Here is a 26,260-nt window from a genome sequence, read left to right as displayed (position 1 = left end):
AGCCCTGACCGCCTAAACTGCCAGCCGAAGGGTCACGCGATCGAGCGAACTCTTACACCACGCCTCCGGACTTGGCCGCGCGGCAACGGCTGGGCCCATTTCGCGGTAGGAGCTGGCGTGGATGCCTTTCCAAATGTGGAGGGTGCGCTGTCGCAGTGATTCCAGATCGCAGGGTGGGCCATCAGGGACCGGCGCGGTGATGCTTTCGGGTGCGGGATGCCCAGCAATTGCCAGACGAAGTTGCTCCACATAGGGCCGGTTGCGGGCAGTCTCGGTATCGGGGCCAAGCGCGGCCTCGATGAACTCCTGCAGCGGAGCGCCAAGCAGCGCCGCGAGCCGTCCAAGGATGGTGACATCGGTCAGCGGTAGCTCGCCGCGCTCGATTTGGGCGACCCAGCTGACAGATCTGTGCATCTCACGGGCCAAGCGGTCGCGTGACCAGGTCTTTCCTTCTCGGTAGCTGCGAACGAGATCGCCGGGTGTTAGGTCAGCGCGGGGCACCGTCGCCTCGAAGGGGCGTCCCGTCGATCGCACCAACGATGGGGGTAAGGGTCCACACCTCGGGCGGGCTGGCCAAGTACTGGGTGCGGTGGGCGAGGAACCGGCGGGTGTGCGGTGTGGCTTCGTGCGCACTGAACGCATCGTGATCTTTGTAGCACTCGTAGAACACCCGAAGGTTGGGCTCGTCGGCCTGGGCGTGGCTGACATAAACGAGCGTGCCGGGTTCATTGGCAGTAATACCGGCCAGTGTTTCAGCGACCAGAGCGTCGAACGCATCCTCGTGACCAGCGAGAACCCTGAACCTGACTAGCAGTGCGAACATCTCATCCCAGTGTGGCGCGGCTCGGACGGGCCGGTGCCTTCTTGCGTGCTTCGTTTGCCGCATACCCTCCCTGGCTACGTGGCCGGCTTGTTGAGCGAGAGCGCGGGCACGGTCGTCGCAGTGGGTCCGACTGCGGGCGAGATACCCGCGGCGGCGCACAGTTTTGCACAGCCGCGCTGTGTGTTTGAGTCTGTCGTTTTCGACGGCAGGGTTGTCCGGCTCAACTGGTGGTGCGTCCAACGACACCGTTGCCGCATCACCGAGAAGACAGGACACACCACCATGAAATTGCGAATTGATACCAGCGGCACCACTTTTGTGTGCACACGCGCGCCGGAACCCCGGACCGCCTTCGATACGGGCCAACCCAAGATCGACCATGCTACCGGTTTGCCGCTATGGCTGGCCCAGCTGATGGCCTTGGACAGCTCGGGCGGTGAAGTCATCGCGGTCACCGTGGCTGGTGACCCGAAAATCACTGTGGGCCAACCGGTCCAGGTCGATGGACTGGTGGCATTGCCGTGGAGCCAGTCGGGACGCTCGGGTGTCGCGTTTCGTGCCGAGGCGATCCGGGCAACCGGCGCCCCGCTGCCCGGAGTTGTCGCGGCGCCGAAGGCTACTACAGCCTCAGGCGCGCCGAGCAATCCGAGTAAGCCCGCGGCTTAGCGCCAGCGCGTAGCAGGTGGCCGCACCACCACAACTAGCCACCTTGGAGTGGTGCGGTGCACCGGCTCAACCTAACCATCTGCCAGCCAACTCTTTTCACAGCATTGGAAGGATAAGTGATGACCGGACCACCAAATCACCACGGCACCAGTAGCTCTCGCGGAGATCGTGATGTCTTCTAACAGTAAGAGCAAAACGGCAGCCGACGAGGATTGGGTCGGCGAAGTGCTGGTGAAGCTGGCGACGTTCACCAGCATCGGCATGTTCCGCTTCGCGCTGCGCTGGCCCGACATCGCGGCCGTGCTAACCGTCTTCGCGGTTACCGGTGTCTTGGCCGGCCTGCGCGTGGCGTGCGTGCTGACCGTGGTGTGCGCGGCGGGCGCGTGGGCGTGGCGGCTGGGCTGGCCGGACTCGTATGAGCGGTTGGTCGGCAAGCCTGTCGCCGATTATCGGCGCGCCTATCTGGTGTATCGGCGGCGCTGGCGCACGATCTGCGAACGCCACTGCCTCACCATCTCTCAGCGCGGCAAACCGGACACCGACCCGCTGGTGCCAGACTTGTCCTCAGTCCGCATCGGCACGGCGGTCGACACCTTGGTAGTGCGGCTTCTAGTCGGGCAATCCGTGAAAACCTGGCAGACGCAAGTCGATGGCCTAGCCGCAGCGTTCGGCGCCCACCATGTGACGATCCAACCCGGGCCGGTGGCCACGGGGCGGGGCCGCGACATCGTGCTCCGCGTGCGCCACCACGACGCCCTGGCCGCCGCCATCCCGCTGGCGCGTCCGTGCCCCGACAGTCCGGTAGTGCGGTTGGCGAATGTGCCCGCGGGCGTCGCCGAACAGGGCAACCCATGGCTGCTGCCGGTGGCCGGCCGCCACATCTTGGTTGGTGGTGCCACCGGAGCCGGCAAAGGCTCGGTGTTGTGGTCGCTGGTGGCCGGGCTGGCGCCGGGCATCAAGGCGGGGCTGATCGCGGTGCGCTGCCTGGACCCCAAGGGCGGCATGGAATTCGCCGCCGGCGCAGCCCTATTCGACCGATTTGCCTACGATAGCGACTCGATTCTGGAAGTGCTGCGCGACACGACGGCCACCATGCTGGCTCGCGCCCAACGCTTGCGCGGCACCACCCGCTGTCATCGGCCCAGTCGCACCGAACCCCATATCGTGCTTTTGGTCGACGAGCTCGCCACCTTGACGGCTTTCGCCGACCGTAAACAACGCGCCGAAGTTGAGCGGCTGGTGGGGTTGTGGCTGGCTCAAGGCCGCGCGGTCGGGGTCAGCGTCATCGCCGCCGTGCAAGACCCCTCCAAAGACGTGGTCGCGCTGCGCCAGCTGTTCCCTGTCCGGGTTGGGCTACGCATGACCGAAGCGACGCAAACCGCGATGATCCTGTCCACCGCGGCCCATCAGCAGGGGGCGCGCTGTGAAGAGATCCCCGACGCCACACCCGGCGTGGGCTACGTGCTCACCGAAGGCAACACCGCCGTCCAACGGGTACGGGCCTTTCATGTCACTGACAACGATATCGCTTGGTTGGCAGCGAATTTCGCACCACCGGCTCGTCGCGGCAACAACCAAAGGTGCCGGTAATGCTTGCCTCGACTTCGCTGTCCGACTGGGTGGCACCGGGCTCGCCGGCCATCGATCAGGCGATCCGCCGTGCATCCTCACTCGGCTATGACTCGTGGTGGCAGCGCTGCGCGTCGGTGGGGTTTTGTGCCAACCCCGTTCAGTCCAGCGCCTATGACCCCGACCGCGGTCGGCGAGTAGCAGTGATGATCCGCTGCGGCAACCGCCGTGCGGCGATCTGCCCATCGTGTTCGGACTTGTATGCCGCCGACACCTGGCAGCTAGTCCACGCAGGAGCCCAGGGCGGTCATCACGGTATGCCCGAAACTACCGTCGATCGGCCGCAAGTCTTCGCGACCTTAACCGCACCCAGTTTCGGTGCCGTGCACACGAGCAGCGGCCGACCAGGACTCGCCGATACGGTGTGCCACCCAGCCGGCCACGGTAAGAGTTACTGCCCGCATGGGAAAGCCTTGCAATGCAACATGATCCACGCCAGCGACGACCCAAAGGTCGGGCAACCGCTGTGCCCAGACTGCTATGACTACACCGGGCATGTGTTATTCAACTGGCACGCGCCGGAACTGTGGCGGCGCTTCACTATTGCGCTGCGCCGGGCAGTGGCGGCCCACCTGCGCCGTATCGGCATCGAGCCGGACGCTGTCCGAGTGTCGTTTGTCAAAGTCGCCGAATACCAACGTCGCGCCGTCGTGCACTACCACACCCTGATCCGGCTCGATCCCACCGACGACGACAGCACTACCGGGAAATCCGATACCGCTGTATCAGCAACCGAATTGGCAGCGATCGTGCGCCAAGCCGTCGACCGAATACAGCTGCCAGTGAGCAGCCCCGTTAATATCTCGTCTCTGGAGTCCGCTCGCATGCTGCGGTTCGGCACCCAGATCGATATCCAGCCCCTCACCGGAGGCGATGACACCGGCAAGCTGGGGTTGGCCCGGCGGGTCGCTGCATACCTGGCCAAATACACCACTAAATCGGTCGCCGAATTCGGCATCGCCGCCCGTCGCATCAGCCCAGCCGCTATTGGGGACCTGGATATCTCGGCACATATCCGCCGCATCCTGTCCACCCTCGCCAAGCTGGCGACACTACCGGGACACACAGCGATGCTGGGATGGCTGCATACCTTGGGCTATCGCGGGCACATCACCACCAAGTCGCGTCGCTACTCAGTCACCATGACCGCGCTACGCGCCGTCCGTCACCGCTGGCGGATCCAACGCGCCGACCAACCGGAACGCGAAGACTGTCAAGATAATCCGCGCGACCAGCAGGACTGGTCAAGCAGCCCGTGCGAACTGAGCGACTGGCGCATTGACGGCGCCGGCCACCGCAACGACGGCGAACGGCTGCTAGTCCACACCGCGGCGCTGCGTGCCCGAGAGCAACGGTACCTGGCTCGTTTGGATGCCAGCCAGAACAGCGGAGCAAGTCCATGAATTGGCACGGGCGCGTCTCTGTCAAAGCGGGATTCGGCTATACGCCCATTGAGCGAGAACAGGAAGTAGAGCGATGACCGCAACATCAGTAGTTCGACTGGGCACCAAGGCCGCAGCCGAATACCTGGGTGGATTAACCGAGTCGACGCTGAGGTACTGGCGTTACATGGGCACGGGGCCGCGCAGCTATCGCCTTGGCCGACATACGTTTTACGACATCGCCGACCTGGACGCGTGGATAGAGGCAGAAGCTGCCAAGACCGAGCGCGGGGGATTGGTGGAATAACGGATTCGTACCACGGATTTATGCGGTATCTTTATTCCATGATTACCAGACACCAGCGAGCCGGCATTGACGACCGATGGCACAAGAAGGTCAAGGGCTCCGATGGAAAGGTTCGCAAGGAACGCTCCGCTGTCTACGGCAAGGTCGCGGTGGCGTGTGCGGTGGGTTGATGACAGCAGCAGTGAGCACACACGAGTCTTCGAGCGGAGACCGGACGCTCGGGCTTATCTCGACGGCCTGACGGCGGACATCCAACGGGGCGCGTACGTTGACCCTCGCAAGAGTGCTGAGACGTTTGGATCGGTCGCTGAACAGTGGTTCGCCACCAAGGGTCATCGAAAACCCAAGACTGTCGCAGGATACCGGTCCATCCTCGAAACCCTCGTACTTCCTAAGTGGGGTGAGGTGCCACTGAAACAGATTGACTACCAGGCATACTCAACGTGGCTAGGCAGTTTAGCTGTGGACGGATCGCAGCGCGGCACCGCACTCTCGGCTAGTCGCATCACGCAGGCTCACCAGCTCGTCGGCGCAGTGCTTAAGTACGCGCAACGGACCGGGAAGATTTCTAGAAACGTGGCGGCGGAGATCAAGCGGTCCGAAGATCTGCCAACGCCGGCTGAACGGGAGCGCCGATACTTGAACCACCCCGAGCTCCTCCAGCTGGCCAAGGCGACAGAGCGCTTCGAGACACTGACTTTGGTTCTCGGCTACTGCGGACTGCGCTTCGGCGAGGCTGCCGCACTGCGCCGTAAGCACGTGGGTGACCGCGAGCTGCTCGTCCGCTCATCGGCCACTTACGTGACGGGCAGAGGCATTGTCGAATCGACAACCAAGACAAACCGTGCCCGCCATGTCCCCGTCCCAGGGCCGGTATGGGACCGGCTGCAACCAGAGTTGCCGAGCGATCCAAACGCACTCGTGTTTCCAAGCCATCGAGGCGGGCACCTGCCTATCGAGGAGTACCGCAGAGCATTCGACAAAGCCTGCAATGCTGTCGGGATCGCTGGCCTCGTACCGCACGGGCTACGGCACACCACGGCGTCGTTGGCGATCAGCGCGGGCGCTAATGTCAAGGTCGTGCAGAGGCTCCTAGGACACGCGACAGCGGCCATGACTCTTGACCGCTACGGGCACTTGCTCAGCGACGACTTGGCCGGCGTGGCGGACGCATTAGACGAAGCGATCGGAGAGCACTGCGGTATCACTGCGGTATTCAGGACCCGAGTACGACGAAGCGGAGACAATATCGGCAGCTAGTTAGCGCCAGGGGCGGTAGCTCAGTCCGCGACTGGCATTCGGGCACAAGAGTTCGTATGGCTGGCTGGTCTGGGCATTCGTCGTGCTGTTCGGAATCGCCCTGCTGAGCCTGGTCTGGACGGCGTGGTGGTCGGGGCGCAGCCAATCGTCTAAACGACAGACGGAGCCCATTGCGGCGTACAGTCCGGCCGACCCGTATGCAGCCGGCGACGAGGGCATCAAGCTGGAGCAACTCAAAACACTGTCGGCGTTGAGGGATTCGGGCGCGTTGACCGAAGAGGAGTTCCAGGCCGAAAAACGCCGCATCCTCCAAGGACGTTAGCCCTCGCCTTCCGCCAGCGTGCGTGTCGGCGGTCGACACGCACGCTCGCGCCGAGGGGGGCGAGTTAGTGCCCTCGGGCCACCCACTCGTCGTAGTGCACGATCTCGTCGCCGACGGTGGTGGTGTCGCCGTGACCGGTGTACACAACGGTGTCGCCGGGCAGCGTGCCGAGCCGGCCGGAGATCGACTGCAGGATGGTCGGGAAGTCGGAGAACGATCGTCCCGTCGCGCCGGGTCCGCCCTGGAACAGCGTGTCGCCGCTGAATACCGCGCCCAACTCGGGGGCATACCAGCACACCGACCCGGGGGAGTGGCCGGGGGTGTGCAGCGCGCGCAGCTCCGTTCCCGCGACGCTGATGGTGTCCCCGTCGGCGACAGTGCGAAAGTCGTTGTCAGGGTGAGTCATTCGCCACAGTATCTCGTCGCCCGGGTGCAGCAGCACCGGCGCGTCGAGCGTCTTACCCAGCTCGGGGGCCACTGTCACATGGTCGTTGTGGCCGTGCGTGCAAACCACCGCCACCACGTTGCGCCCGCCGACAGCCTCGACGATCGGGTCCGCGGTGTGGGCGGCGTCGAAAACCACGACGCCGGAGTCGTCGCCGACGATCCAGATGTTGTTGTCGACTTCCCAACTGCCGCCGTCGAGTTCGAAGGTGCCGTGGGTGACCACCCGCGCAATCACAGCATCACCACCGAGCGCAGCACCTTGCCGTCGTGCATCTTGTGAAACGCCTCCTCGATATCGCCGAGGCCGATGCGTTCGGAGACAAACTTCTCCAGTGGCAACCGGCCCTGCAGGTACAGGTCGATCAGGGTGGGGAAATCACGCTCGGGCAGGCAGTCGCCGTACCACGACGACTTCAGCGCCCCGCCGTGCGAGAAGAAGTCCAGTAGCGGCATCTCGAGTCGCATGTCCGGCGTCGGAACCCCCACCAGCACAACGGTTCCCGCGAGATCACGGGCATAAAACGCCTGCTTCCAGGTTTCCGGCCGGCCGACGGCATCGATCACCACATTGGCGCCGAACCCGTCGGTGAGGTCCTGGACTGTCTTGACGACGTCTTGGTTGCGGGCGTTGACGGTGTGGGTGGCACCGAACGTGCGCGCCAAGTCCAGCTTGGTGTCGTCGGTGTCGACGGCGATGATTCGTCGCGCACCCACCAGCGCGGCTCCGGCGATCGCGGCGTCACCCACACCGCCGCAACCGATCACCGCGACCGTGTCGTCGCGGGTGACGGCGCCGGTGTTGATCGCCGCGCCCAGGCCGGCCATCACCCCGCAGCCCAGCAGACCGGCCACCGCCGGGTCCGCGGCCGGATCGACCTTCGTGCACTGTCCTTGGTGTACCAGCGTCTTGTCCGCGAACGCCCCGATCCCCAGCGCCGGCGTCAGCTCGGTGCCGTCGGTCAGCGTCATCTTCTGTTCGGCGTTGAAGGTGTCGAAGCACAGGTGCGGGCGGCCGCGTTTGCAAGCGCGGCACTGGCCGCAGACCGCGCGCCAGTTGAGGATCACGAAGTCGCCGGGCTGCACCGCGGTCACGTCCGGACCGACGGATTCGACTGTGCCGGCGGCTTCGTGGCCGAGCAGAAACGGGTAGTCGTCGGTGATTCCGCCTTCGCGGTAGGTCAGGTCGGTGTGGCAGACCCCGCACGCAATGACGTCGACGGCCACCTCGCCTGGGCCGGGGTCGGGGATGACGATGTCGACGACCTCGACCGGGTCGCCCTTCTTTCGTGAAACCACACCGCGCACTGTCTGACTCATGGGCCACAACCCTAGTGACGTTGACTCTGCACTGACCACGCGGTCCACTCGCACTCTTGCGTGGTGTACGCAAAATCAACGACGGGCCAGGGGTCGATAGGCTGCTGCGCGATGGCCGCACTCGACGCGCTCGACGACTGGCCGGTCACCCTTGCCGCTGCGGCGGTCGTCGGGCCGTCCGGCGTTTTGGCCACCCACGGCGACACCGGGCGCGAGTTCGTGCTGGCATCGGTGACCAAGCTGTTGGTCGCGCGGGCCGTGCAGGTCGCGATCGAGGAAGGGGTCGCCGAACTCGACACCCCGGCTGGCCCGCCCGGATCCACCGTCCGCCACCTGCTCGCCCACGCGTCGGGGCTGGCGATGCATTCCGACCATATCCTGGCCAAGCCGGGCACTCGCCGGATGTACTCCAACCAAGGGTTCACGGTGCTGGCCGAGACGGTGGAGCAGGCCTCCGGCATCGAGTTCACCCAGTACCTGACCGAAGCGGTCTTCGAGCCGCTCGGGATGGCCGACACCCGGCTGGACGGTGGCGCGGACGCTGCCGGCTTCGGCGCGACGTCTACAGTGGCCGACCTGGCGGCATTCGCGGCCGACCTGCTGCGCCCGACGACGGTCTCGGCGCCGATGCACGCCGAGGCGACCTGCGTGCAGTTCCCCGGGTTGGACGGTGTTTTGCCCGGATACGGCGTGCAGCGGCCCAACGACTGGGGGCTGGGTTTCGAGATCAAGGGCTCCAAGGCCCCGCACTGGACGGGGGGCAAAAACTCGTCGCGGACCTACGGCCATTTCGGCCAGTCGGGTACGTTCATCTGGGCTGATCCGGAGGCCGAGCTGGCGCTCGTCGTGCTCACCGACCGCGATTTCGGGGAGTGGGCGCTGCCGGTCTGGCCCGCGCTATCCGACACCGTGATATCCGAACACCGCGCACACTAGCGCAACAGGGGTCTCACAAGGCACAATAGACACGCAAGACACACAAATACTGCTCGTCGGGTCACCAGGTCGTTGGGGAAGACGTCCCTCGTGGAACCGAAGGAGCAGCAGATGCGTGCGTCGAACCAGTTCGCCGACGCGACGACCGGCGTGGTCTACATCCACGCCTCGCCCGCCGCGGTGTGCCCGCATGTCGAGTGGGCGTTGTCGTCGACCCTGAACGCCAAGGCGAACCTGAAGTGGACGCCGCAACCGGCGATGCCCGGGCAGCTGCGCGCGGTCACCAACTGGGTCGGGCCGGTCGGCACCGGCGCCCGGTTGGCCAATGCGTTGCGGTCCTGGTCGGTGCTGCGCTTCGAGGTCACCGAGGACCCCAGCCCCGGCGTCGACGGCCAGCGGTTCAGCCACACCCCGCAGCTGGGACTGTGGAGCGGGACGATGAGCGCCAACGGCGACATCATGGTCGGGGAGATGCGGCTGCGGGCCATGATGGCCGACGGCGCCGACGCGCTGGCCGCCGAGCTGGATTCGGCGCTGGGCACCGCGTGGGACGAGGCGCTCGAGATCTACCGCGACGGCGGCGACGGCGCCGAGGTGTCCTGGCTCAGCCGGGGCGTGGGGTAAGGATTTTCAGCGCTCCGGACACCGCGGAGATCTCGGCCGGCAGCGGGCACGCGAATTCCCCGTCGGCGTAGGCGTTGATTCCCGTCGACTCCACGTCGACGGTCGATGCGCGCGCCGTCGTCACCGCGTCGAGCTCGACATGAGTGCCCTTGTACACGGTGGGGAACAACCGGATCAGCCGCAGGCGCGACGCGGAATGCACCATGGTGATGTCGAGTTTGCCGTCGGCGTGATCGGCGTTGGGACAGATCCGCATTCCGCCGCCGTAGCTGCGGGTGTTGCCGAAGGCGGCCAGGGTGAGGTCGGTGACGATCTCTTCGCGTCCGTCGAGCACCAGCCGAAACGGCAAGAGCCGCAACTGAGACAGCTCGGCGAGCATCGCCAGGTTGTAGCGCATCCGCCCGCGCGGCCAGCGCATCCGGTTGGCCCGATCGGTGACCAGTGAGTCGAATCCGGCGGCGGCGACGGTGCCGAACCATTTCGTGGCACCGCGTTGGTCTCGAATCCGGCCCAGGTCAACGATTTCCGTCCAGCCGTCGGCGACGACGTCCGCGGCCGCGGCGGGATCTTTGGTGGGCAGCCGAAATTCGCGGGCGTGGTCGTTACCCGTACCCGCTGGGATGATTCCCAACGGAATGCCGGTGCACGCCAATACTTGCAGCGCATCGGCAATCACTCCGTCGCCGCCGGCGACCACCACCGCGTCGGTGCCGCGCTCCACCGCGTCGCGCAGCAGTCGGCGTGCGTGTTCGGCGTCGGTGCCCACGATTTCGACGACGTCGATACCACGCTGCTGCAGTCGGGCGATCGCCTGCTCGGCGGCGTGCGGCGCGTTGCCGTGGCCCGACTTCGGATTGGTGAGCAGCGTTACCTGCGTGGGTCCGTGCTTCACGGAATGAGCTTGCCCGGGTTGAGGATTCCGGCGGGATCCAGCGTCGACTTGACTGCGCGCAACACTTGCACGCCCAGCTCACCCACCTCGTCGCGCATCCACGGCCGGTGATCGGCGCCGACCGCGTGGTGATGGGTGATGGTTCCGCCGGTGGCCATGATCGCATCCGACGCCGCGGCCTTGGCCTTGCGCCACTGCTCGATCGGGTTGCCGCGTTGTCCGGCGACGACGGTGAAGTACAGCGACGCGCCGGTGGCATACACATGCGAAATGTGACACAACACCAAGGCGGTCGTGCCGGATTCGGCCAAGGCTTGAGTCAACGCGTCGGTGACCGCCGCCTTGAGCGCCGGGATGTTCGACCATGTGGTCGCCGTTTCGAGTGTCTCGCAGAGCGCGCCGGCGGCCAGCAGCGAATCTCGTAGGTAGGGGGCGGAAAATCGGCCCTGTTCCCAGGCGCGCGCCGGGGCTTCGCCCAGCGATGTGCCGCTGTTCGCCTGGAGCAGCGCCCGGGTTTCGGCGTGCCTGCTCTCGGCATGTGCCTCCGTGCCCTCGAACACGGTGATCGCCAGGCACCCGCCGGTGACTTGTTGCTCGCCGATCGACTCGGTGGTGGCGAGGTTGACGCCGGTCTCGGCCTCGTCGGAAAGCCGGATGACGGTCGGGCCGGTCCCGGTCTGGGTGACGGCACGCAATGCGGCGGTGCCCGTGGCGAAGTCGGGAAACGACCAGGCCTCGTAGCGGGTGGCCTCGGGCACCGGGTGTACCCGCACCCGCACCCGGGTGATGACGCCGAAGACACCCTCCGAGCCGATCAGCAGTTGACGCAGATCGGGGCCGGCCGCGGACGCCGGGGCCCGGCCCAGGTCCAACACACCCGCCGGGGTGACCGCGCGCAGGCCGCGAACCATGTCGTCGAACCGGCCGTATCCCGCCGAATCCTGACCCGACGACCGGGTGGCGGCGAACCCGCCGAGGCTGGCGAACTCGAAGCTTTGCGGAAAATGCCCGAGCGAGAAACCGTGTTCGGCGAGCAGCCGCTCGGCCTGCGGGCCGGTGACGCCGGCGCCGAACTCGGCCTCACCCGAGACGTCGTCGAACGCCAACAGTTTGTCGAAGCGGCGCAGATCCAGTGAGACAACGGCGTTGAATGAGCCGCGGATCGGGTCGAGCCCGCCGACCACGCTGGTGCCACCGCCGAACGGGACGACGGTGATGCCGTGTTGTGTGCAGTACCGCAGAATTGCGGCGACCTCGTCCTCGGAACCGGGCAGCAGCACCGCGTCGGGAGCGTCCTGCGCGCCAGAATCCTTGCGGCGCAACAGATCCAGTGTGGACTTGCCGCCGGCGTGCAGCAACCGGTGGTGGCCGTCGACGCGGCAGTAGTCGGCGCCGGTGATCGCGGCCAGCGCGTCGCGGTCGTCGTCGGCGAGCGCAGACGGGCGCGGTTGCACCTGGTCGGGGTCGAGTTCGGGGGCCGGTGCTTCGGTGACGCCGAGGACCTGCTCGAGCAGCGACCGGATTCCCTCGGAGAGGGGCTTGGCCGCGGCGGGGTCGCCCCAGGCGTTCCACTTCATCGGTGGCAGCAACTCGGCAGGCATGCGTTACAGTATTACATATGCTGTCAATCAGTAACGTCACGGTGGATGACCGGATCCTGGCCGCCGCCGCGAGCTGTGTGCGCGATTTCGGCGTCGAGCGGGTGGCGCTGGCCGAGATTGCGCGGCGGGCCGGCGTGAGCCGACCGACCGTGTACCGCCGCTGGCCCGACACTCGCTCGATCCTGGCTGACCTGCTGACCAGGCATATCACTGGCGCGGCGCGCGACGTGCCGGCCCGCGGCGAAGGCCGCGAGGCGCTGGTGGAGCGAGTGGTGGCGGTGGCCGAACGCCTGCGCCGTGACGAGCTGGTGATGGCGGTGCTGCGCTCAGAGCTGGCGATGGTCTACATCACCCAGCGGCTCGGGACCAGCCAACGCTTGCTGATCGACGGCCTCGCCGACAACCTGCGCGCCGCACAGCGCGACGGCAGCGTACGGCCCGGCGACCCGCGCCGGATGGCCGCGATGGTGCTGCTGATCACCCAGTCCGCGATTCAGTCCGCCCAGATCGTCGAGCCCATCCTGAACGCCACGGCGCTGGCCGCCGAGCTCACCCACGCGCTGAACGGATACCTGTCGTGATGTCGACTGCCCTGAACGCGGCGCGACGCACCGCGGAGTTGACCGCCCTCGCCGACGGCGCACCGCTGGATCTACTGGTCATCGGTGGCGGTATTACCGGCGCGGGCGTTGCGCTGGACGCCGCCTCCCGCGGTCTACGGGTGGCACTGGTGGAAAAGCACGACCTCGCGTTCGGCACCAGCCGGTGGAGCTCCAAGCTGGTACACGGCGGCCTACGCTACCTTGCCACCGGCAACGTCGGCATCGCCCGGCGCAGCGCCGTCGAGCGCGGAATCCTGATGACCCGCAACGCTCCTCACCTGGTGCGTGCGATGCCGCAGCTGGTCCCGTTACTGCCGTCGATGGGCCGCGCCGAGCGGGCCTTGGTGCGCGCCGGGTTTCTGGCCGGCGATGTGTTGCGCACGCTGGCGGGCACGCCGGGGTCGATACTGCCGCGGTCGCGGCGTATCTCGGCGCAGCGCGTCATCGAGATGGCCGCGACGGTGCGGCGCGACGGCCTCGACGGCGGACTGCTCGCCTACGACGGCCAGCTGATCGACGACGCCCGACTGGTGGTGGCCGTCGCGCGCACCGCGGCGCAGCGCGGCGCCCGCGTCCTGACCTATGTGGCCGCATCGGAGGCGACGGGCACCTCGGCACGGCTCACGGACCAGCGCAGCGGCGAATCGTTCGACGTGTCGGCACGCGCCGTCGTCAACGCCGCCGGGGTGTGGGCCGGCGAGATCGACCCGGCGTTGAAGTTACGGCCCAGCCGCGGCACACATCTGGTCTTCGACGCGGAGACGTTCGGCAATCCCACTGCGGCGCTGACCATTCCGATACCCGGCGAACTGAATCGCTTCATCTTCGCCATGCCCGAGCAGCTGGGCCGGGTCTACCTCGGCCTGACCGACGAAGACGCGCCCGGCCCGATACCCGATGTGCCGCAACCGAGTTCGGACGAGGTCGACTTCCTGCTACAAACAGTCAACACCGCCCTGGAGATCACGCTCGACGACTCGGATGTCATCGGTACCTACGCCGGTCTGCGGCCCCTGATCGACACCGGCGAAGGCCGGACAGCCGACGTATCGCGCGACCACGCGATCGTCGAGTCGGACTCCGGCGTGGTCAGCGTGATCGGCGGCAAGCTCACCGAATACCGGCGGATGGCCCAAGACGTCGTCGATCACGCGGTCGCGCAGCGCTACCTCGCGGCGGGCGCGTGCCGGACCCACGACCTGCCGTTGGTCGGCGCGTTGACAAACCCGGGGACGGCCGTCGCGCTGACCACCGATCTGCCGGAGTCGATGATCGCCCGCTACGGGGCCGAGGCGGCAAACGTCGTCGCCGCCGCCACGTGCGAACGGCCCACCGACCCTGTTGGCGACGGCATCGACGTGACCCGCGCGGAATTCGAATACGCCATCACCCACGAGGGCGCGCTGGACGTCGGCGACATCCTCGACCGCCGAACCCGCATCGGCCTGGTGCCCGCCGACCGCGAACGAGTGATCGACGTGGCGGAGGAATTCCTGGCACACTTCGGCATACCATAGACGGAACTAACCGGTATCGACGAGGACGGTGTCATGGAGCCCACAAGCGGCACATCGCGGACGCGGCGGCCGGCAAGACTCGACCGGTCCCTGGATGCGGCCATCCTCGACGCCGCGCTGGCGGGGGTGGCCGAACTGGGCTACGACCGGCTGAGCATGGACGACGTCGCGAGCCGTGCCGGCGTCGGCAAGGCCGCGATCTATCGCCGCTGGCCCTCGAAGGCCGTCGTGGTGGCCGAAGCGATCGCGCACTGGCGACGACGATTGGGGCCCGTCGAGCCACCCGACACCGGCAGCCTCCGAGGTGACATCGAGGCAGTAATTGCAGCCATGCCAGAGCTGGATACCGCTAATTCCAACACAATTCAAGTCGTTGTCGGGGTAGCGGCGGCAGCGATGCATAATCCCGTTTTGGCGGCTGCCATGGACGACCTTGTGCTGTCGCCGCCGCGCCATGCGGTGCGGACGCTGCTCGACCGTGCGGTGACCCGTGGCGAAATCCCGGCCGGCCGCGACTTGAGCCTGATACCTGACGTGGCGCTGGGCCTCAATGTCCTGCGTGTGATCACGGGACGGCCGATCGACCGAGTCTACGTCCGCCGCGTGCTCGAAGATGTGATCCTGCCGCTCGCCGGCGCACCGACGACGTAACAGTTGCGCGTTGAGCGTAAGCGTGCCACCCTAGCCCATAGGCGGAACTAAGCAGTTCCGTCTAGAAGGGAGTAGGCAATGGGCGTCACGCGTGTTCCGGTTCTGATCGTCGGCGCCGGCGCGGCCGGGCTGGCCACTGCCGCGCTGCTCGCCAAGCATGGAGTGCCGTCCTTGCTGGTCGAGAAGCGGCGGGAGATGTTCATTTACCCGAAGGCGCGCAATCTGAGCTTTCGCTCTTTGGAGATCCTGCGCGGGCTGGGACTGGCCGACGAAGTCCACGCCGTCGCAGAAGGTGTTTCGGACATGCTCGCCAAGCCGTCGCTGAATAGCCCCGAAGAGACGCAGGCGTTCGACGTCGACGCCATCTTCTCGGCCTTCGACGGGCTAAGCCCCGAACCGTCCGGGCAATATTGTCCACAGAGCGAATTCGAGCCGATGCTGCTTGCGCACATCCGCCGGAACGGTAGCCAAGTGCGCTACGGGACCGAGTTGTGCTCGTTCGAGCAGAACGACGACGGTGTGACAATCGTGGTGCGCGACCGGGAGTCAGGGGTTTCGGAAACTGTGCGCGCCGACTATCTCGTCGCCGCCGACGGCGTGCACAGCCCGATCCGCGACGCACTTGGCGTGCCGACATCCGGCTACGGCGCGCTGCCGATCTATGTCGTCTTCGTATACTTTCGCGGACCCTGGCGAAAGTTCGTCCCGCAGCTCGCCGACGGCGACGCCGTGCAAGTCAAGAACGCCGACGTGGAGGGCATTTTCCTGCCTGTCCGTGACGACTTCGGAATGTTCATAACCACCTACTTTCCCGATCGGGGGGAGACCGCAGCACAATTCACCGCGGACCGTTGCCGCGAGATGCTCACCAATGCAATAGGAGAGCCGATCGACCTGGAGGTCATTGATGTGGCGCCGTGGCAGCCCTACGAGCGGGTGGCCGACCAATTCCAAAGCGGGCGAATCTTTCTCGTCGGCGACTCGGCGCACACCATGCCGCCATTCAAAGCAGGCGGCGCCAACACCGCGATCCAGAGTGCGCACAATCTGGCCTGGAAGCTGGCCGCCGTCTTGGACGGTACCGCCGATCCCGCGCTGCTGGGCACCTATCACGCCGAACGACACCCGGTAGGCCGGTTCAATGCGCGCCAATCGCTGACCGGGCCTGCGCTGACGTTTCTGAAGTTGGAGGACAACCGGCCGCAGATACCGCCGGAGGAGGAGGCGCCGATGTTCGCCCTGCTGGTCGGCTACCAATACCATTCCGCCGCAGTGGTTTCCGATGAGCCGATGCCGGCAGAGCCAGACGCCGTGTCGCTCGTCGAGGAGTTGCGCGGGCAACCCGGAACGCGGGTCCCGCACGCTTGGGTCGACGACGGCGGGAAGCGGGTGTCGACCCTCGACCTACTCGGCCCGGGATTCACGCTATTCACTGGCGACGACGGCGCTGCTTGGTCCGACGCCGCGGCGTCCGTGTCGAAGGCGATCGGCGTCCCGGTCGCCGCCCACGCACTCGGACCCGACACTGAATGGGTCACTGTCACCGGCCTCCCGCCCGCCGGGGCGCTCTTGGTGCGTCCCGACGACTTCGTTGGCTGGCGCACCGATGAGCTCGTGACTTACCCGGAAAAGGAATTACGACAAGTACTTTCGTCCATCCTGGGCCGGAATCCATGACTAAGACACTGGCCTGCCTGGGGTCGAGTCCCATCGCAGGGAGGGAACCGGCAACTGGGTCGGCGATCGTAGAAGCCGCCGCAAAACAGCGGTTTGCTTCGTCAACCCCTCGGGGTTCGGAGTGAATCTCGCTGGCATCGTGAGTAGATTGCGCACCGCAGGTGCCCGGTCACTCCTCAGAATCTCCTCTCTAGCGTTCCGCTGCGCCAGGAGCCTGTTGTGCCTGCCGCCAGACGGCGCTGTCGACGAAATGGTTGTCGAATCGCTCCTGCGTGTCGAGTATTTCAGCCGGGTCTGCCTCACCCCGTAAAATGCGATCGCCAAGCCGGAAGTACTCGAACCGCTCAATGCCCGGTGTGAAAATGATCAGCACATCTGCTGCGGCATCGGGCGGGGCGGCCCAGGCGTGGAGTAGGTAGGGCGGCACCAGCAGAAAGTCGCCCTCATTGATGAGTAGGACGTCCTCGCCGGCCAATACCCGCAGTGTCCCGCTCAACATATAGAACAGTTCCGCCGAAGTCTTATGGAAATGCGGTGGTGGTCCGTTGGTGCCAGCCGGGAGATAAGTCCGATTGCCGCTGAGCTTCCCGCCGGTCATGTCGTGGTCGGCGTACAGCGTGACTCCCATAGTTTCCAGTCGTTCAGCGTCCTCGTGGCGGACTAGCAGGCCGCGGCTGATGATCGAGTCCATCTGTCTCTCCAAACGTGGTGTGTTGCCCATGCATGACTGTTGACCAATATAGTATTTTGGTCAGAAGACAGGAAGGGTAGCGGCGATGGTGGAACGTTCGCGTGTCGGTCGGCGAGAGCGGGCCGATCGGATTCTTGATACTGGTCGCGACCTGCTGTTGTCGTGGGGCTATCGGCGAGTGACCATCGACGAACTGGCCCGCCGCGCCGGTGTCGGTAAGGGCACTATCTATCTGCATTGGCGTTCTCGCGAGGAGGTGTTCCACGCCGTCAGCGCCCGCGAGGCGGCGGCGATGGCGGACGCGATCGTGGCCGCGGTCCGCAACGATCCGGCCGAAGTTGCGCTGCATCGCTACCTGCGCCGGCTGTTCGTCGAGGCCATGAATCGTCCAGTTCTGCGCGCGCTCTATACCCGCGACTTCGATACCCTGGGCAGCTTTCTTTCCGCGGCGCGTCATCAACGGCTGGAGGAAACCAAGCTTGGTGTCAACCGCGACTATCTGGGTGTGCTCGCCGCGGAGGGCATGCTGCGGTCCGACCTGCATATGGGAGATCTGGACTACACGCTGCCCACGATCGTCTTCGGCTTCTTTGCGGCAGAGCCGTTCCACCCGCCGTCGATCACATTGACATTGGAAGAGAAGGCCGACCAGCTCGCCGACACCGTGCGGCGGGCATTCGAACCGACCGAAGCCCCAAACCGCGACACGGTGAAACGCGCCGCGGCCAAAGCTCTTCCGATACTGGAAAGGCTCGCCCGAGAGTACCGGGCGGCAACATACGGAGGCGACGATGGCTGAGCTGGCACCCGATCTCACCCGCCCGCGGGGACGATACGGCGTCGACGGCGATTACCGGCTGATCCCGGCGCCCGTGGTCTTCGCCTGTTATGCGCTGGTGTGCGTTACCGGAAGTAGTTTGGCGATCGGGTGGCTGGCGGGTGGACGCACTGCCGCGGGGTGCACGGCAGCCGTGGTTGTCGTTGCACTGATCGCCGGGGGTTTCAGCATTGTGCGATTCAGCCGGCGAGGAAAGTTCGAAGTCTGGGCGCGTCTGCTCACCGACGTCGGGCTGCGCGGCGACGAACGCGTTCTCGACCTGGGCTGCGGACGTGGCGCCGTCTTGTTGGCAGCGGCCAAGCTAGTCCCGCACGGACGTGCCGTCGGAGTGGATATTTGGCGAGCCGACCAGACCGGTAACTCGATGGGCGCGACACTGGCGAACGCCGAAGCCGAGGGCGTCGCCGACCGCATCGAACTGCACACCCGGGACATGACCGCGCTCCAATTCCCGGACGCGTCCTTCGATTTCGTCGTGAGCAGCCTCGCGATCCACAATCTGCCCGGCAACAACGCGCGAAGGTCCGCGATCGACGAAGCCGTCCGCGTACTTCGGCCCGGTGGGCGCGTCGTCATCGCCGACATCGGCTTCACCCGTCTGTATGCCAGGCGCCTTCGCGAACTCGGCATGGCCGACGTCAAGCGCCGCGATCTCGGGTGGCGTGCCTGGTGGGGTCTGCCGTTCATCCGCACCCACGCCGTCACCGCCACTAAGCCAGCGAGTCGGTGGTGACCCACAAGCCGGTTTCTCGAGTGGTGGCGCTGGAAGAGGCCTTCGTCCATCCACGGGTTTGGGAGCTGTATCCGGAGTCCTTGCAACAAAAATACGAGCCCGTCAAGGCTCGGCTCACCGAAGTCGGGTTCGGGCGCATTCGCCTCATGGACGCGGCGGGAATCGACCTGCAAGTGCTCTCACACGTCCAGCCCGGCATCCAGATCCTCCCGGATGGCGAGGCCGAATTGGCCGTCACCGTCAGTCGCGAAGTCAACGACTGGCTGGCCGAGGTGATCGCCGCGCACCCGACCCGGTTCGCCGGTTTTGCCATGCTGCCGACCCAATCGCCCGCAGATGCGGCCGACGAACTGCAGCGCACGGTTCGCGACCTTGGCTTCTGCGGCGCGCTGATCAATGGACACACCAACGGGCGCTACCTTGATGACCCGTCGTACGAGGTTCTTCTTGGCAGAGCCGAATCATTGGGCGTCCCAATCTATATCCATCCCACCGACCCTCCACAAACGGTGACCGACACCTACTTCGCGCCGTTCGATGCGGCCCTCGTGCCGACCTGGGGGTGGCCGGTGGAAACCGGTACGCATTTGCTGCGGCTGATCTGTGCGGGCGTTTTCGACCGCCATCCCGACCTGAGGATCATCGTCGGGCACATGGGAGAATTACTGCCCTATTGCTTCACCAGGCTCAACGTCGGGCTGACCATGGCCGGCTGGTTGTCCGCATCGGAGTCGAAGTCACGGTACAGCGTGGGCCATTATCTGCGGCAGAACATCCTCATCACCAGTAGTGGGGTGTTCGACGTGCCGGTGTTCGATTGTGCCCGAGCGATGTTGGGTCTCGACAACCTGATGTTCTCGGTCGACTATCCGTTCCAGGACAACTTCGCCGCGATGGAATTTCTTGAGCGGTGTGACCTCTCCCGCGAGGACAAAGAGCGCTTTGCTCACGGAACCGCCGAAAGGCTTCTACGGCTTGACGATCAGCCACGCAACATCGACTCTGGTGGCGATGGTTGGTACAGATTGCGGAGTCGCGCAAAATCCAAAGTGGGTAGAGCACTAATTTCCGCGTTGGTCAAGTAGTCACTGTTGCGTCGAGGATCAGGTCTCGCACGGCAGAACTGGTGTGTGGCTGCCACAAGCCCTGCAACGGCACTAACACCGGGCCGTCGATGTCGACGACGGTGACAGCGTCGCCGATCGCCGGGCCCGGGGGAGAGGTGACGAATGCGACGGCGTCGTCGGTCAGCGGCGCCACCTCCGGCGGGCAGCCCTGCACCCGGCTGACCCGGTACTGTGGCTCGAAACCTGCTCGGCGACAGACGTTTACGAGGAAATCGCTGTAGTACGACGCCCCGGGTGGTGCCCAAAGCACGATGCTCTCGCTGGCAAGATCGGCGACGGGGATGTGCGCGCGTGCGGCGGCGAGTGGATGGTCGCTGCGCAGGGCGACGCGCAGCGTGTCGTACCGGGCGACGGCGCTGGCCAGCCGCTCCTGGGGCACCACCCCGCGGCGCAACCCCAGATGGACCGTGCCGTCTCGCACTCCGCTCACCAGCCGGTCCGGAAAGAGTTGCACCACAGTGAAAGACGTCATCGGCGACGCCGCGATCGCCGGTTCCAGCAACTGATACACCTCGCCGTTGCTGATCGCGGGGGAATGCCCGACGACGAACTCGTCGGGTTGGGCACTCGCTGCCTCTCGGGTGCGCTGCGCGACGGTTTTTGCCGCGGCAAGCAGCGCGCGTCCCTCGTCGAGCAGCGTCTGGCCGGCCGGTGTCAGCGAGATCCGCCGGCCGGCCCGCACCAGCAGCGACGCGCCTATCTCTCTTTCCAGTTGTTGCACCGAGCTGCTGAGCGCCTGCTGGGACAGGTGAAGGTTCTCAGCCGCCCGAGTAAATCCGGATGCTTCCACCACCGCGACGAAATGACCGAGGCGGCGGAGGTCTGGGACGGCGATGTCCGGCATCCGGCCAAGCCTAGCTACAAGTATTGCTTGTGAAAAGCTCACCAATCCCTGTTTCTCATTTGTAGTAGCGCGGCCTAGATTCGTGACCATGAGCAACTTGACAGGAAAATCCGCGGTGGTGGCCGCCGGAGCCAAGAACCTGGGCGGCCTGATCTCGACGACGTTGGCGGGCAGGGGTGTCAATGTCGCGGTGCACTACAACAGCGCGTCCTCTGAGCCGGATGCCGACAAGACAGTGGCGGCCGCGCAAGACGCCGGAGTCAAAGCGATCAAGGTGCAGGGTGATCTCACCGAGCCGGCCAACGTGGCGACACTGTTCGACGCGGCGGTAAACGCCTTCGGTGGCGTCGACATCGCGATCAACACTGTCGGGAAGGTGTTGCGCAAACCCATCATCGAGACCACCGAGGCCGAGTACGACTCGATGTTCGACATCAACGCCAAGGCTGCCTACTTCGTCCTGCAGCAGGCGGGCAAGCGGCTGAACGACGGCGGCTCGGTGATCACGATTGTGACAGCGCTGCTGGCGGCATTCACCGACGGCTACTCCACCTACGCCGGCGCCAAGAGCCCGGTCGAGCACTTCACCCGGGCGGCGGCGAAAGAGTTTGCGCCGCGCGGTATTTCGGTGAACAACGTCGCACCCGGGCCGATGGACACGCCGTTCTTCTATCCGCAGGAGACGCCGGAGCGCGTCGAGTTCCACAAGTCGCAGGCGATGGGCAACCGGCTGACCCGCATCGAGGACATCGCCCCGCTGGTGGTGTTCCTGGCCGACGAGGGCCACTGGGTGACGGGCCAAACGATCTTCGCCAACGGGGGCTACACCACGCGTTGACCCCAGCGCGAGCGTGCGCAAACCCGAGGTTCGACCCGGCGAGTCGTGCGGGGACACGCACGCTCGCGCGGGAAAAACTACAGCGGGATGTTCTTGTGGCGGCCGCGGCGGGCGGGCGCTTCGGCCAGCGCCTGGGTCAACTTGCTACGGGTGTGCGCCGGGTCGATCTTCTCGTCGACCACGCCGATGTCGATCGCAGAATCGACGCCGCCGGCGATCCGCTCGTGCTCCTCGGCCAGCTTGTTGTGCAGCTCTTCACGCTCGTGCTCGGGCGCGGCTGCCAGCTTCTTCTTGTGCAGGATGCCGACAGCCGCCTTGGCGCCCATCACCGCGACCTCGGCGTCCGGCCAGGCGAACACCTTGGTGGCGCCCAACGACCGCGAGTTCATCGCAATGTAGGCGCCGCCGTAGATCTTTCGGGTCACCAGGGTGACGCGCGGAACCGTCGCCTCGCCGAACGCGTGCAGCAGCTTGGCGCCGCGGCGCACCACGCCGCCCCACTCCTGGTCGACACCGGGCAGGTAGCCCGGCACGTCGACGATCACCACCAGCGGAATGCCGAACGCGTCGCACAGCCGCACGAAACGCGCTGCCTTCTCGGCACTTTCGGAGTTCAGGCAGCCGCCCAGCCGCAGCGGGTTGTTGGCCAGCACACCGACCGTGCGGCCCGACAGCCGGCCCAGCCCCACCACCATCGACGGCGCCCACTTGGCCTGGAACTCGTCGAACGGCACGTCGTCGTCGAGCAGCGCCGTCACGATCGGGTGCACGTCATAAGCGCGGCGCGGCGACTCCGGCAGCAACGCGTGCAGGTCGGTGTCCTGGGCCTCGGCCTTGGCGCGGTCGAAATGCCCTTGCTGGCAGAACAATCCGACCAGCCGGCGACCACGCTCATAGGCGTCGAGCTCGTCGTCGGCGACGATGTGGCACACCCCGGACTTCTTGTGGTGGGTGTTGGGCCCACCCAGAGACGCCATGTCGACGTCCTCGCCGGTGACGCTCCGCACCACGTCCGGCCCGGTGACGAAGACCCGGCTGTCCGGTGCCATCACGATGACGTCGGTCAGCGCCGGCCCGTAGGCGGCGCCGCCGGCAGCGAAGCCGACCACCACCGAGATCTGCGGGACGTACCCGGAAGCCCGGATCATCGCCTCGAACACCAGGCCGACCGCGTGCAGCGCCCGCACGCCCTCGGCCAGCCGGGCACCGCCGGAGTGCCAGATGCCCACGATCGGGCTCTGCTCCTCGATGGCGGTGTCGTAGGCGTCGACGATGTGGGTGCAGCCCTCGATGCCCATCGCACCGCCCATCACCGTGCCGTCGGTGCAGAACGCGATGGTGCGCAACCCGTTGACGGTACCCGCGGCGGCCAGCACCCCGGAGCGGTCACGCTCGTGCAACAGCTCGACGCTGTCGTCGTCGAAAAACGTGGTCAGGCGCAGTAGCGGATCGCGGGGATCGAGCGACTCGCCAACCGCCTCCGGGGCCATGATCGTCATCGCAGGTCTCCTCCTCGAGGCGGTGCCTCGGTATCAGTACCGGCCAAATGCCAGGGCTACGTTGTGTCCGCCGAATCCGAACGAGTTGTTGATCGCGTACTGGTAGTCACCGGGTCGCGGCTTACCCGCGACGACGTCCAGGTCGATCTCGGGGTCGAGGTTCACCAGGTTCAGCGTCGGCGGGATGATCTGGTCGCGCAGCGCCATCACGGTCAGGATCGACTCCACCGCACCGACCGCGCCGACCGAGTGGCCCAGCGCCGACTTGGGCGCGTACACCGCCGCGTTCCCGCCGCCCGGGCCGAGCGCATTGTTGATCGCCTTGCCCTCGGCCAGATCACCGACCGAGGTGCCGGTGGCATGAGCGTTGACGTGGGTGATGTCGGCCGGTGTCAGGTCGGCCAGCTGGATCGCCCGCGTCATCGCGTGCCCGGCGCGCTCGCCGTTGGGGTCCGGGGCCACCATGTGGAAGCCGTCGGAGGTGATGCTGGCCCCCATCAGCCGAGCCAGGATGTTGGCGCCGCGGGCCTTGGCGTGCTCCTCGGTCTCGATGACCAGCAGCGCCCCGGCCTCGCCGAACACGAAGCCGTCGCGGTCCTTGTCGAACGGGCGGCAGGCACCGGCCGGGTCGTCGTTGTTCGTCGACATCACGATGCGCATCTGAGCGAACCCGGCGATGGGCACCGCCTCGATCTTGGTCTCGACGCCACCGCAGATCGCGATGTCGGCCTCGCCCAGCACGATCTGCTGCCAGGCGCGGGCGATGCCCTCCGACCCTGAGGCGCACGCCGACACAGGGGTCATCACTCCGGCCTTGGCGTGCCGCTCCAGCCCGACGGCCGCCGAGGCGCCATTAGGCATGTACATCTGCACGGCCAGCGGCGAGACCGCCTTCATGCCGCGCACCCGCATGTCGTCGTAGCTGAAGACCAGTTCCTCCGTGGAACCCATACCGGTGCCGATCGACACCGCCAACCGGTTGGTGTCGACCTCGGGTGCCCCGGCGTTGTCCCACACCCGGCGGCCCAGCACGGTCGCCATCTTCTGCAGGTAGCCCATCCGACGGTTCTCGATGCGGTTCAGCTGGCTGTCGAACTCCTCGACGAGGTGTCCGCCGATCCGGACCGGCAGGTCGAACTCCTCGACGAACGGGTCGTCGAGTGTGCGAATCCCGCTTTGCCCGTCAAGCAGCAGCTTCCAGGTGGTCTCCGCATCGGTTGCAAGAGCAGTCGTCATGGCAATGCCGGTGACGACGACATTGGGGAAGCCTTTCCCCGTGGCCAACGATGACGATGCTGTCATGGGTCTTGCGGCCTGTTCCTTTCATACTTGTCCGGCTCCTCGTCGGGCCGTCCACGGCCCGCGTCGTCGCCGGACGTCGTGCTCAGTAACGCCCGAAGGTGAGCGCGACGTTGTGCCCGCCGAACCCGAACGAGTTGTTGATGGCGTACTTGTACTCGCCATAACGGGGTTCGCCGGCCACCACGTCGAGGTCGATCTCGGGGTCCGGGGTGTGGTAGTTGAGCGTCGGCGGGATGACGCCGTCGCGCAGCGTCAGCACGGTCAACACCGACTCCAGGGCGCCGACGGCACCGATGGAGTGGCCCAACGCCCCCTTCGGTGCGTACACCGCGGCGTGTTCACACCCGGCGACCCGAATGGCGTTCGCCTCGGCCGTGTCACCGATCGGCGTGGCCGTGGCGTGCGCGTTGATGTGGTCAATGTCCTTGGGGGACAAGCCCGCCAGCTCCATTGAGCGCTGCATCGCCTTACCGGCACGCACACCGTCCGGAGCCGGCGCCACCATGTGGAAGGCATCCGACGTGATGCCGGCACCCATCAGCCGGGCCAACGGCGTGGCGCCACGGGCCTTGGCGTGCTCCTCGGTCTCGATGAGCATGAGCGCGCCGGCCTCGCCGAACACGAAACCGTCGCGGTCCTTGTCGAACGGGCGCGACGCCCCTTCGGGATCGTCGTTCCGTGTCGACATGGCCCGCATCATCGAGAACGCCGCGATCGGCAGCGCCTCGATGCCGCCCTCGACACCGCCGCACACGGCGATGTCCGCGTCACCCATGACGATCTGCCGCCACGCGTGCGCGATGGCCTCAGAACCCGACGAACATGCCGACACCGGCGTCATCACCCCGGCGCGGGCGCCTAGCTGCAGTCCCACGGTCGCCGCGGCGCCGTTGGGCATGATCATCTGCACGGCCAGCGGCGACACCTTGCGGGGGCCGCCCTCGTTCATCAGGTCGTAGCTTTCGACGATCCGCTCGGCGCCGCCCAGCCCGGTGCCGACCACGACCGCGAACCGGTCCGGGTCGACCTCGGGGCTGCCGGCGGTCTCCCAGAGCTGGCCGCCGAGCAACTTGGCCATCCGCTGGACATACGACATGCGCCGCAACTCCAGCCGGCCCATGTGATCGTCGACGGGCTCCTTGAGGTGTCCGCCGATCTTGACCGGCAGATCCCACTTGGAGACGAACTCGTCCTCGAGGACGTGGATGCCGCTCTCGCCGGCCAACAAACCCTTCCACGTGCTCTCGATGTCCGGCGCGATCGATGTCGTCGCCGTGACGGCGGTTACCACAACACTGGGGTAACCGCCGTTAGCAGTGGAAGGCTTGGTCACTGGCGCTCTGCTTCCAGCCTGGCGCGGACGGCCTCGACCTTGTCGGGGTTCTCCGCCTCGATCTTTTCGCGAATGGCGGCAGCGGCCTCGGGGTTCTCTTCCTCGAGCTTCTGGATGTAGTTGACGACGTCACCGACGGTGCGGAGCCCTGCGAGGTCCTCGTCGGGGATCTTGACGCCGTACTTGTCCTCGGTCTGCACCGCGATCTCGACCATCGACAGCGAGTCGATGTCCAGGTCGTCGACGAACGACTTCTCCGGCGTGATCTCGGACGGCTCGATGCCGGTGACCTCTTCGATGATCTCGGCGAGACCGGCGATGATTTCTTCCTGAGTGACGGGCACGGTGAGCTTCCCTTCGTAATGTGTTGTGTTACTGGATAAAACGTGCGATATGCGGTTG

The 26,260-nt window shown here is 66.1% G+C and carries 28 protein-coding genes and 1 pseudogene; 17 read left to right on the top strand and 12 right to left on the bottom strand.

The features are described from left to right. Positions 1 to 12 precede the first annotated feature (12 nt). Positions 13 to 501: a helix-turn-helix domain-containing protein gene (locus tag AWB95_RS12505; RefSeq protein ID WP_085168291.1), complete on the bottom strand. Its 489-nt coding sequence runs from the start codon at positions 499 to 501 to the stop codon at positions 13 to 15. Further along, positions 488 to 823, bottom strand: coding sequence for a putative quinol monooxygenase (locus AWB95_RS12500; protein ID WP_062541718.1), 336 nt, complete (start codon positions 821 to 823; stop codon positions 488 to 490). Before AWB95_RS12500 ends, AWB95_RS12505 begins: the two co-directional genes overlap by 14 nt. Before the next feature lie 282 nt (positions 824 to 1,105). Between AWB95_RS12500 and AWB95_RS12495 the strand changes: the two genes are divergently transcribed. The 7 genes and pseudogenes from AWB95_RS12495 to AWB95_RS12470 all read left to right on the top strand — a co-directional run. Beyond that, positions 1,106 to 1,489 (top strand): hypothetical protein, encoded by a 384-nt coding sequence (locus AWB95_RS12495; protein WP_062541726.1) that lies wholly within the window; start codon positions 1,106 to 1,108, stop codon positions 1,487 to 1,489. 171 nt (positions 1,490 to 1,660) lie between these two features. Then, positions 1,661 to 3,079 carry an FtsK/SpoIIIE domain-containing protein gene (locus AWB95_RS12490; RefSeq protein ID WP_062541719.1) on the top strand — a complete coding sequence of 473 codons (1,419 nt, stop codon included), beginning with the start codon at positions 1,661 to 1,663 and terminating at the stop codon, positions 3,077 to 3,079. Continuing rightward, positions 3,079 to 4,521 carry a replication initiator gene (locus tag AWB95_RS12485; RefSeq protein ID WP_062541720.1) on the top strand — a complete coding sequence of 481 codons (1,443 nt, stop codon included), beginning with the start codon at positions 3,079 to 3,081 and terminating at the stop codon, positions 4,519 to 4,521. The genes AWB95_RS12490 and AWB95_RS12485 overlap by 1 nt, the downstream gene beginning before the upstream one ends. 73 nt (positions 4,522 to 4,594) lie before the next feature. Then, on the top strand, positions 4,595 to 4,807 hold the full coding sequence (locus tag AWB95_RS12480) for a helix-turn-helix transcriptional regulator (protein ID WP_062541721.1): 213 nt from the start codon (positions 4,595 to 4,597) through the stop codon (positions 4,805 to 4,807). A 38-nt stretch (positions 4,808 to 4,845) separates the two neighbouring features. Continuing rightward, on the top strand, positions 4,846 to 4,977 hold the full coding sequence (locus AWB95_RS23955; protein WP_269745779.1) for a hypothetical protein: 132 nt from the start codon (positions 4,846 to 4,848) through the stop codon (positions 4,975 to 4,977). Next, the gene (locus tag AWB95_RS12475; protein WP_420799398.1) at positions 4,964 to 6,067 is read left to right on the top strand and encodes a tyrosine-type recombinase/integrase; all 1,104 of its coding nucleotides are present in this window, start codon (positions 4,964 to 4,966) and stop codon (positions 6,065 to 6,067) included. The genes AWB95_RS23955 and AWB95_RS12475 overlap by 14 nt, the downstream gene beginning before the upstream one ends. 19 nt (positions 6,068 to 6,086) lie before the next feature. Beyond that, a pseudogene (locus AWB95_RS12470) lies at positions 6,087 to 6,389 on the top strand (SHOCT domain-containing protein); the annotation flags it as partial. Between the two features lie 64 nt (positions 6,390 to 6,453). Here the strand turns inward: AWB95_RS12470 and AWB95_RS12465 are convergent. Beyond that, positions 6,454 to 7,071 carry an MBL fold metallo-hydrolase gene (locus AWB95_RS12465; protein ID WP_062541724.1) on the bottom strand — a complete coding sequence of 206 codons (618 nt, stop codon included), beginning with the start codon at positions 7,069 to 7,071 and terminating at the stop codon, positions 6,454 to 6,456. Next, entirely contained in the window at positions 7,068 to 8,153 is a 1,086-nt protein-coding gene (locus AWB95_RS12460; protein WP_085168290.1) for an S-(hydroxymethyl)mycothiol dehydrogenase, read from the bottom strand. The genes AWB95_RS12465 and AWB95_RS12460 overlap by 4 nt, the downstream gene beginning before the upstream one ends. A 111-nt stretch (positions 8,154 to 8,264) precedes the next feature. Here AWB95_RS12460 and AWB95_RS12455 point away from each other — a divergent pair, with 111 nt between their 5' ends. Both AWB95_RS12455 and AWB95_RS12450 read left to right on the top strand, forming a co-directional pair. Next, positions 8,265 to 9,089 carry a serine hydrolase domain-containing protein gene (locus tag AWB95_RS12455; RefSeq protein ID WP_062540977.1) on the top strand — a complete coding sequence of 275 codons (825 nt, stop codon included), beginning with the start codon at positions 8,265 to 8,267 and terminating at the stop codon, positions 9,087 to 9,089. 111 nt (positions 9,090 to 9,200) lie between these two features. Then, positions 9,201 to 9,713: a DUF3145 domain-containing protein gene (locus AWB95_RS12450; RefSeq protein ID WP_045378414.1), complete on the top strand. Its 513-nt coding sequence runs from the start codon at positions 9,201 to 9,203 to the stop codon at positions 9,711 to 9,713. Here AWB95_RS12450 and AWB95_RS12445 read toward each other — a convergent pair. Continuing rightward, positions 9,694 to 10,605 (bottom strand): diacylglycerol kinase, encoded by a 912-nt coding sequence (locus tag AWB95_RS12445; protein WP_062540978.1) that lies wholly within the window; start codon positions 10,603 to 10,605, stop codon positions 9,694 to 9,696. The genes AWB95_RS12450 and AWB95_RS12445 overlap by 20 nt on opposite strands. Then, positions 10,602 to 12,182 (bottom strand): FAD-binding oxidoreductase, encoded by a 1,581-nt coding sequence (locus tag AWB95_RS12440; protein WP_062540979.1) that lies wholly within the window; start codon positions 12,180 to 12,182, stop codon positions 10,602 to 10,604. Before AWB95_RS12440 ends, AWB95_RS12445 begins: the two co-directional genes overlap by 4 nt. 41 nt (positions 12,183 to 12,223) lie before the next feature. Between AWB95_RS12440 and AWB95_RS12435 the strand changes: the two genes are divergently transcribed. The 4 genes from AWB95_RS12435 (at position 12,224) to AWB95_RS12420 (ending at position 16,653) form a co-directional block, all read left to right on the top strand. Then, positions 12,224 to 12,787: a TetR/AcrR family transcriptional regulator gene (locus AWB95_RS12435; RefSeq protein WP_085168289.1), complete on the top strand. Its 564-nt coding sequence runs from the start codon at positions 12,224 to 12,226 to the stop codon at positions 12,785 to 12,787. Continuing rightward, the gene (locus tag AWB95_RS12430) at positions 12,787 to 14,325 is read left to right on the top strand and encodes a glycerol-3-phosphate dehydrogenase/oxidase (protein WP_085168288.1); all 1,539 of its coding nucleotides are present in this window, start codon (positions 12,787 to 12,789) and stop codon (positions 14,323 to 14,325) included. Before AWB95_RS12435 ends, AWB95_RS12430 begins: the two co-directional genes overlap by 1 nt. A 33-nt stretch (positions 14,326 to 14,358) precedes the next feature. Next, a complete protein-coding gene (locus tag AWB95_RS12425) occupies positions 14,359 to 14,976 on the top strand; it encodes a TetR/AcrR family transcriptional regulator (RefSeq protein ID WP_062541467.1) in 618 nt (205 codons plus the stop codon). Between the two features lie 78 nt (positions 14,977 to 15,054). Then, positions 15,055 to 16,653 carry an FAD-dependent monooxygenase gene (locus AWB95_RS12420; protein ID WP_062541466.1) on the top strand — a complete coding sequence of 533 codons (1,599 nt, stop codon included), beginning with the start codon at positions 15,055 to 15,057 and terminating at the stop codon, positions 16,651 to 16,653. A gap of 190 nt (positions 16,654 to 16,843) precedes the next feature. On the opposite strand, the gene AWB95_RS12415 is transcribed toward AWB95_RS12420, so the two are convergent. After that, a complete protein-coding gene (locus tag AWB95_RS12415; RefSeq protein ID WP_062541465.1) occupies positions 16,844 to 17,344 on the bottom strand; it encodes a cupin domain-containing protein in 501 nt (166 codons plus the stop codon). Between the two features lie 85 nt (positions 17,345 to 17,429). On the opposite strand from AWB95_RS12415, the gene AWB95_RS12410 reads away from it, so the two are divergent. Genes AWB95_RS12410 through AWB95_RS12400 form a run of 3 tightly spaced genes read left to right on the top strand, consistent with a single transcriptional unit; the run spans position 17,430 to position 20,000 of the window. Beyond that, positions 17,430 to 18,143: a TetR/AcrR family transcriptional regulator gene (locus tag AWB95_RS12410; RefSeq protein ID WP_062541464.1), complete on the top strand. Its 714-nt coding sequence runs from the start codon at positions 17,430 to 17,432 to the stop codon at positions 18,141 to 18,143. After that, positions 18,136 to 18,915 (top strand): class I SAM-dependent methyltransferase, encoded by a 780-nt coding sequence (locus tag AWB95_RS12405; protein WP_062541463.1) that lies wholly within the window; start codon positions 18,136 to 18,138, stop codon positions 18,913 to 18,915. Before AWB95_RS12410 ends, AWB95_RS12405 begins: the two co-directional genes overlap by 8 nt. Then, positions 18,912 to 20,000, top strand: coding sequence for an amidohydrolase family protein (locus tag AWB95_RS12400; protein ID WP_084707357.1), 1,089 nt, complete (start codon positions 18,912 to 18,914; stop codon positions 19,998 to 20,000). The genes AWB95_RS12405 and AWB95_RS12400 overlap by 4 nt, the downstream gene beginning before the upstream one ends. Here AWB95_RS12400 and AWB95_RS12395 read toward each other — a convergent pair. After that, the gene (locus AWB95_RS12395; protein WP_062541461.1) at positions 19,993 to 20,886 is read right to left on the bottom strand and encodes a LysR family transcriptional regulator; all 894 of its coding nucleotides are present in this window, start codon (positions 20,884 to 20,886) and stop codon (positions 19,993 to 19,995) included. The genes AWB95_RS12400 and AWB95_RS12395 overlap by 8 nt on opposite strands. A gap of 88 nt (positions 20,887 to 20,974) precedes the next feature. Here AWB95_RS12395 and AWB95_RS12390 point away from each other — a divergent pair, with 88 nt between their 5' ends. Further along, entirely contained in the window at positions 20,975 to 21,724 is a 750-nt protein-coding gene (locus AWB95_RS12390; RefSeq protein ID WP_062541460.1) for an SDR family oxidoreductase, read from the top strand. Between the two features lie 77 nt (positions 21,725 to 21,801). Here the strand turns inward: AWB95_RS12390 and AWB95_RS12385 are convergent, their stop codons facing one another. From AWB95_RS12385 to acpM, 4 genes are all read right to left on the bottom strand, one after another. Continuing rightward, complete coding sequence (locus tag AWB95_RS12385; RefSeq protein ID WP_062541459.1) at positions 21,802 to 23,223, bottom strand: acyl-CoA carboxylase subunit beta; 1,422 nt, start codon at positions 23,221 to 23,223, stop codon at positions 21,802 to 21,804. A 33-nt stretch (positions 23,224 to 23,256) separates the two neighbouring features. Continuing rightward, positions 23,257 to 24,525: a 3-oxoacyl-ACP synthase KasB gene (gene kasB / locus AWB95_RS12380; protein WP_062541458.1), complete on the bottom strand. Its 1,269-nt coding sequence runs from the start codon at positions 24,523 to 24,525 to the stop codon at positions 23,257 to 23,259. Between the two features lie 82 nt (positions 24,526 to 24,607). Continuing rightward, a complete protein-coding gene (gene kasA, locus AWB95_RS12375) occupies positions 24,608 to 25,858 on the bottom strand; it encodes a 3-oxoacyl-ACP synthase KasA (RefSeq protein WP_062541457.1) in 1,251 nt (416 codons plus the stop codon). Beyond that, positions 25,855 to 26,202 (bottom strand): meromycolate extension acyl carrier protein AcpM, encoded by a 348-nt coding sequence (gene acpM / locus AWB95_RS12370; RefSeq protein WP_062541456.1) that lies wholly within the window; start codon positions 26,200 to 26,202, stop codon positions 25,855 to 25,857. Before acpM ends, kasA begins: the two co-directional genes overlap by 4 nt. Between the last annotated feature and the right edge of the window lie 58 nt (positions 26,203 to 26,260).

It is taken from the genome of Mycobacterium celatum (genome assembly GCF_002101595.1).
GTDB lineage: Bacteria > Actinomycetota > Actinomycetes > Mycobacteriales > Mycobacteriaceae > Mycobacterium > Mycobacterium celatum.
Note: the sequence above shows the minus strand (reverse complement) of the source record. Positions and strands in the feature narration are given on the sequence as shown.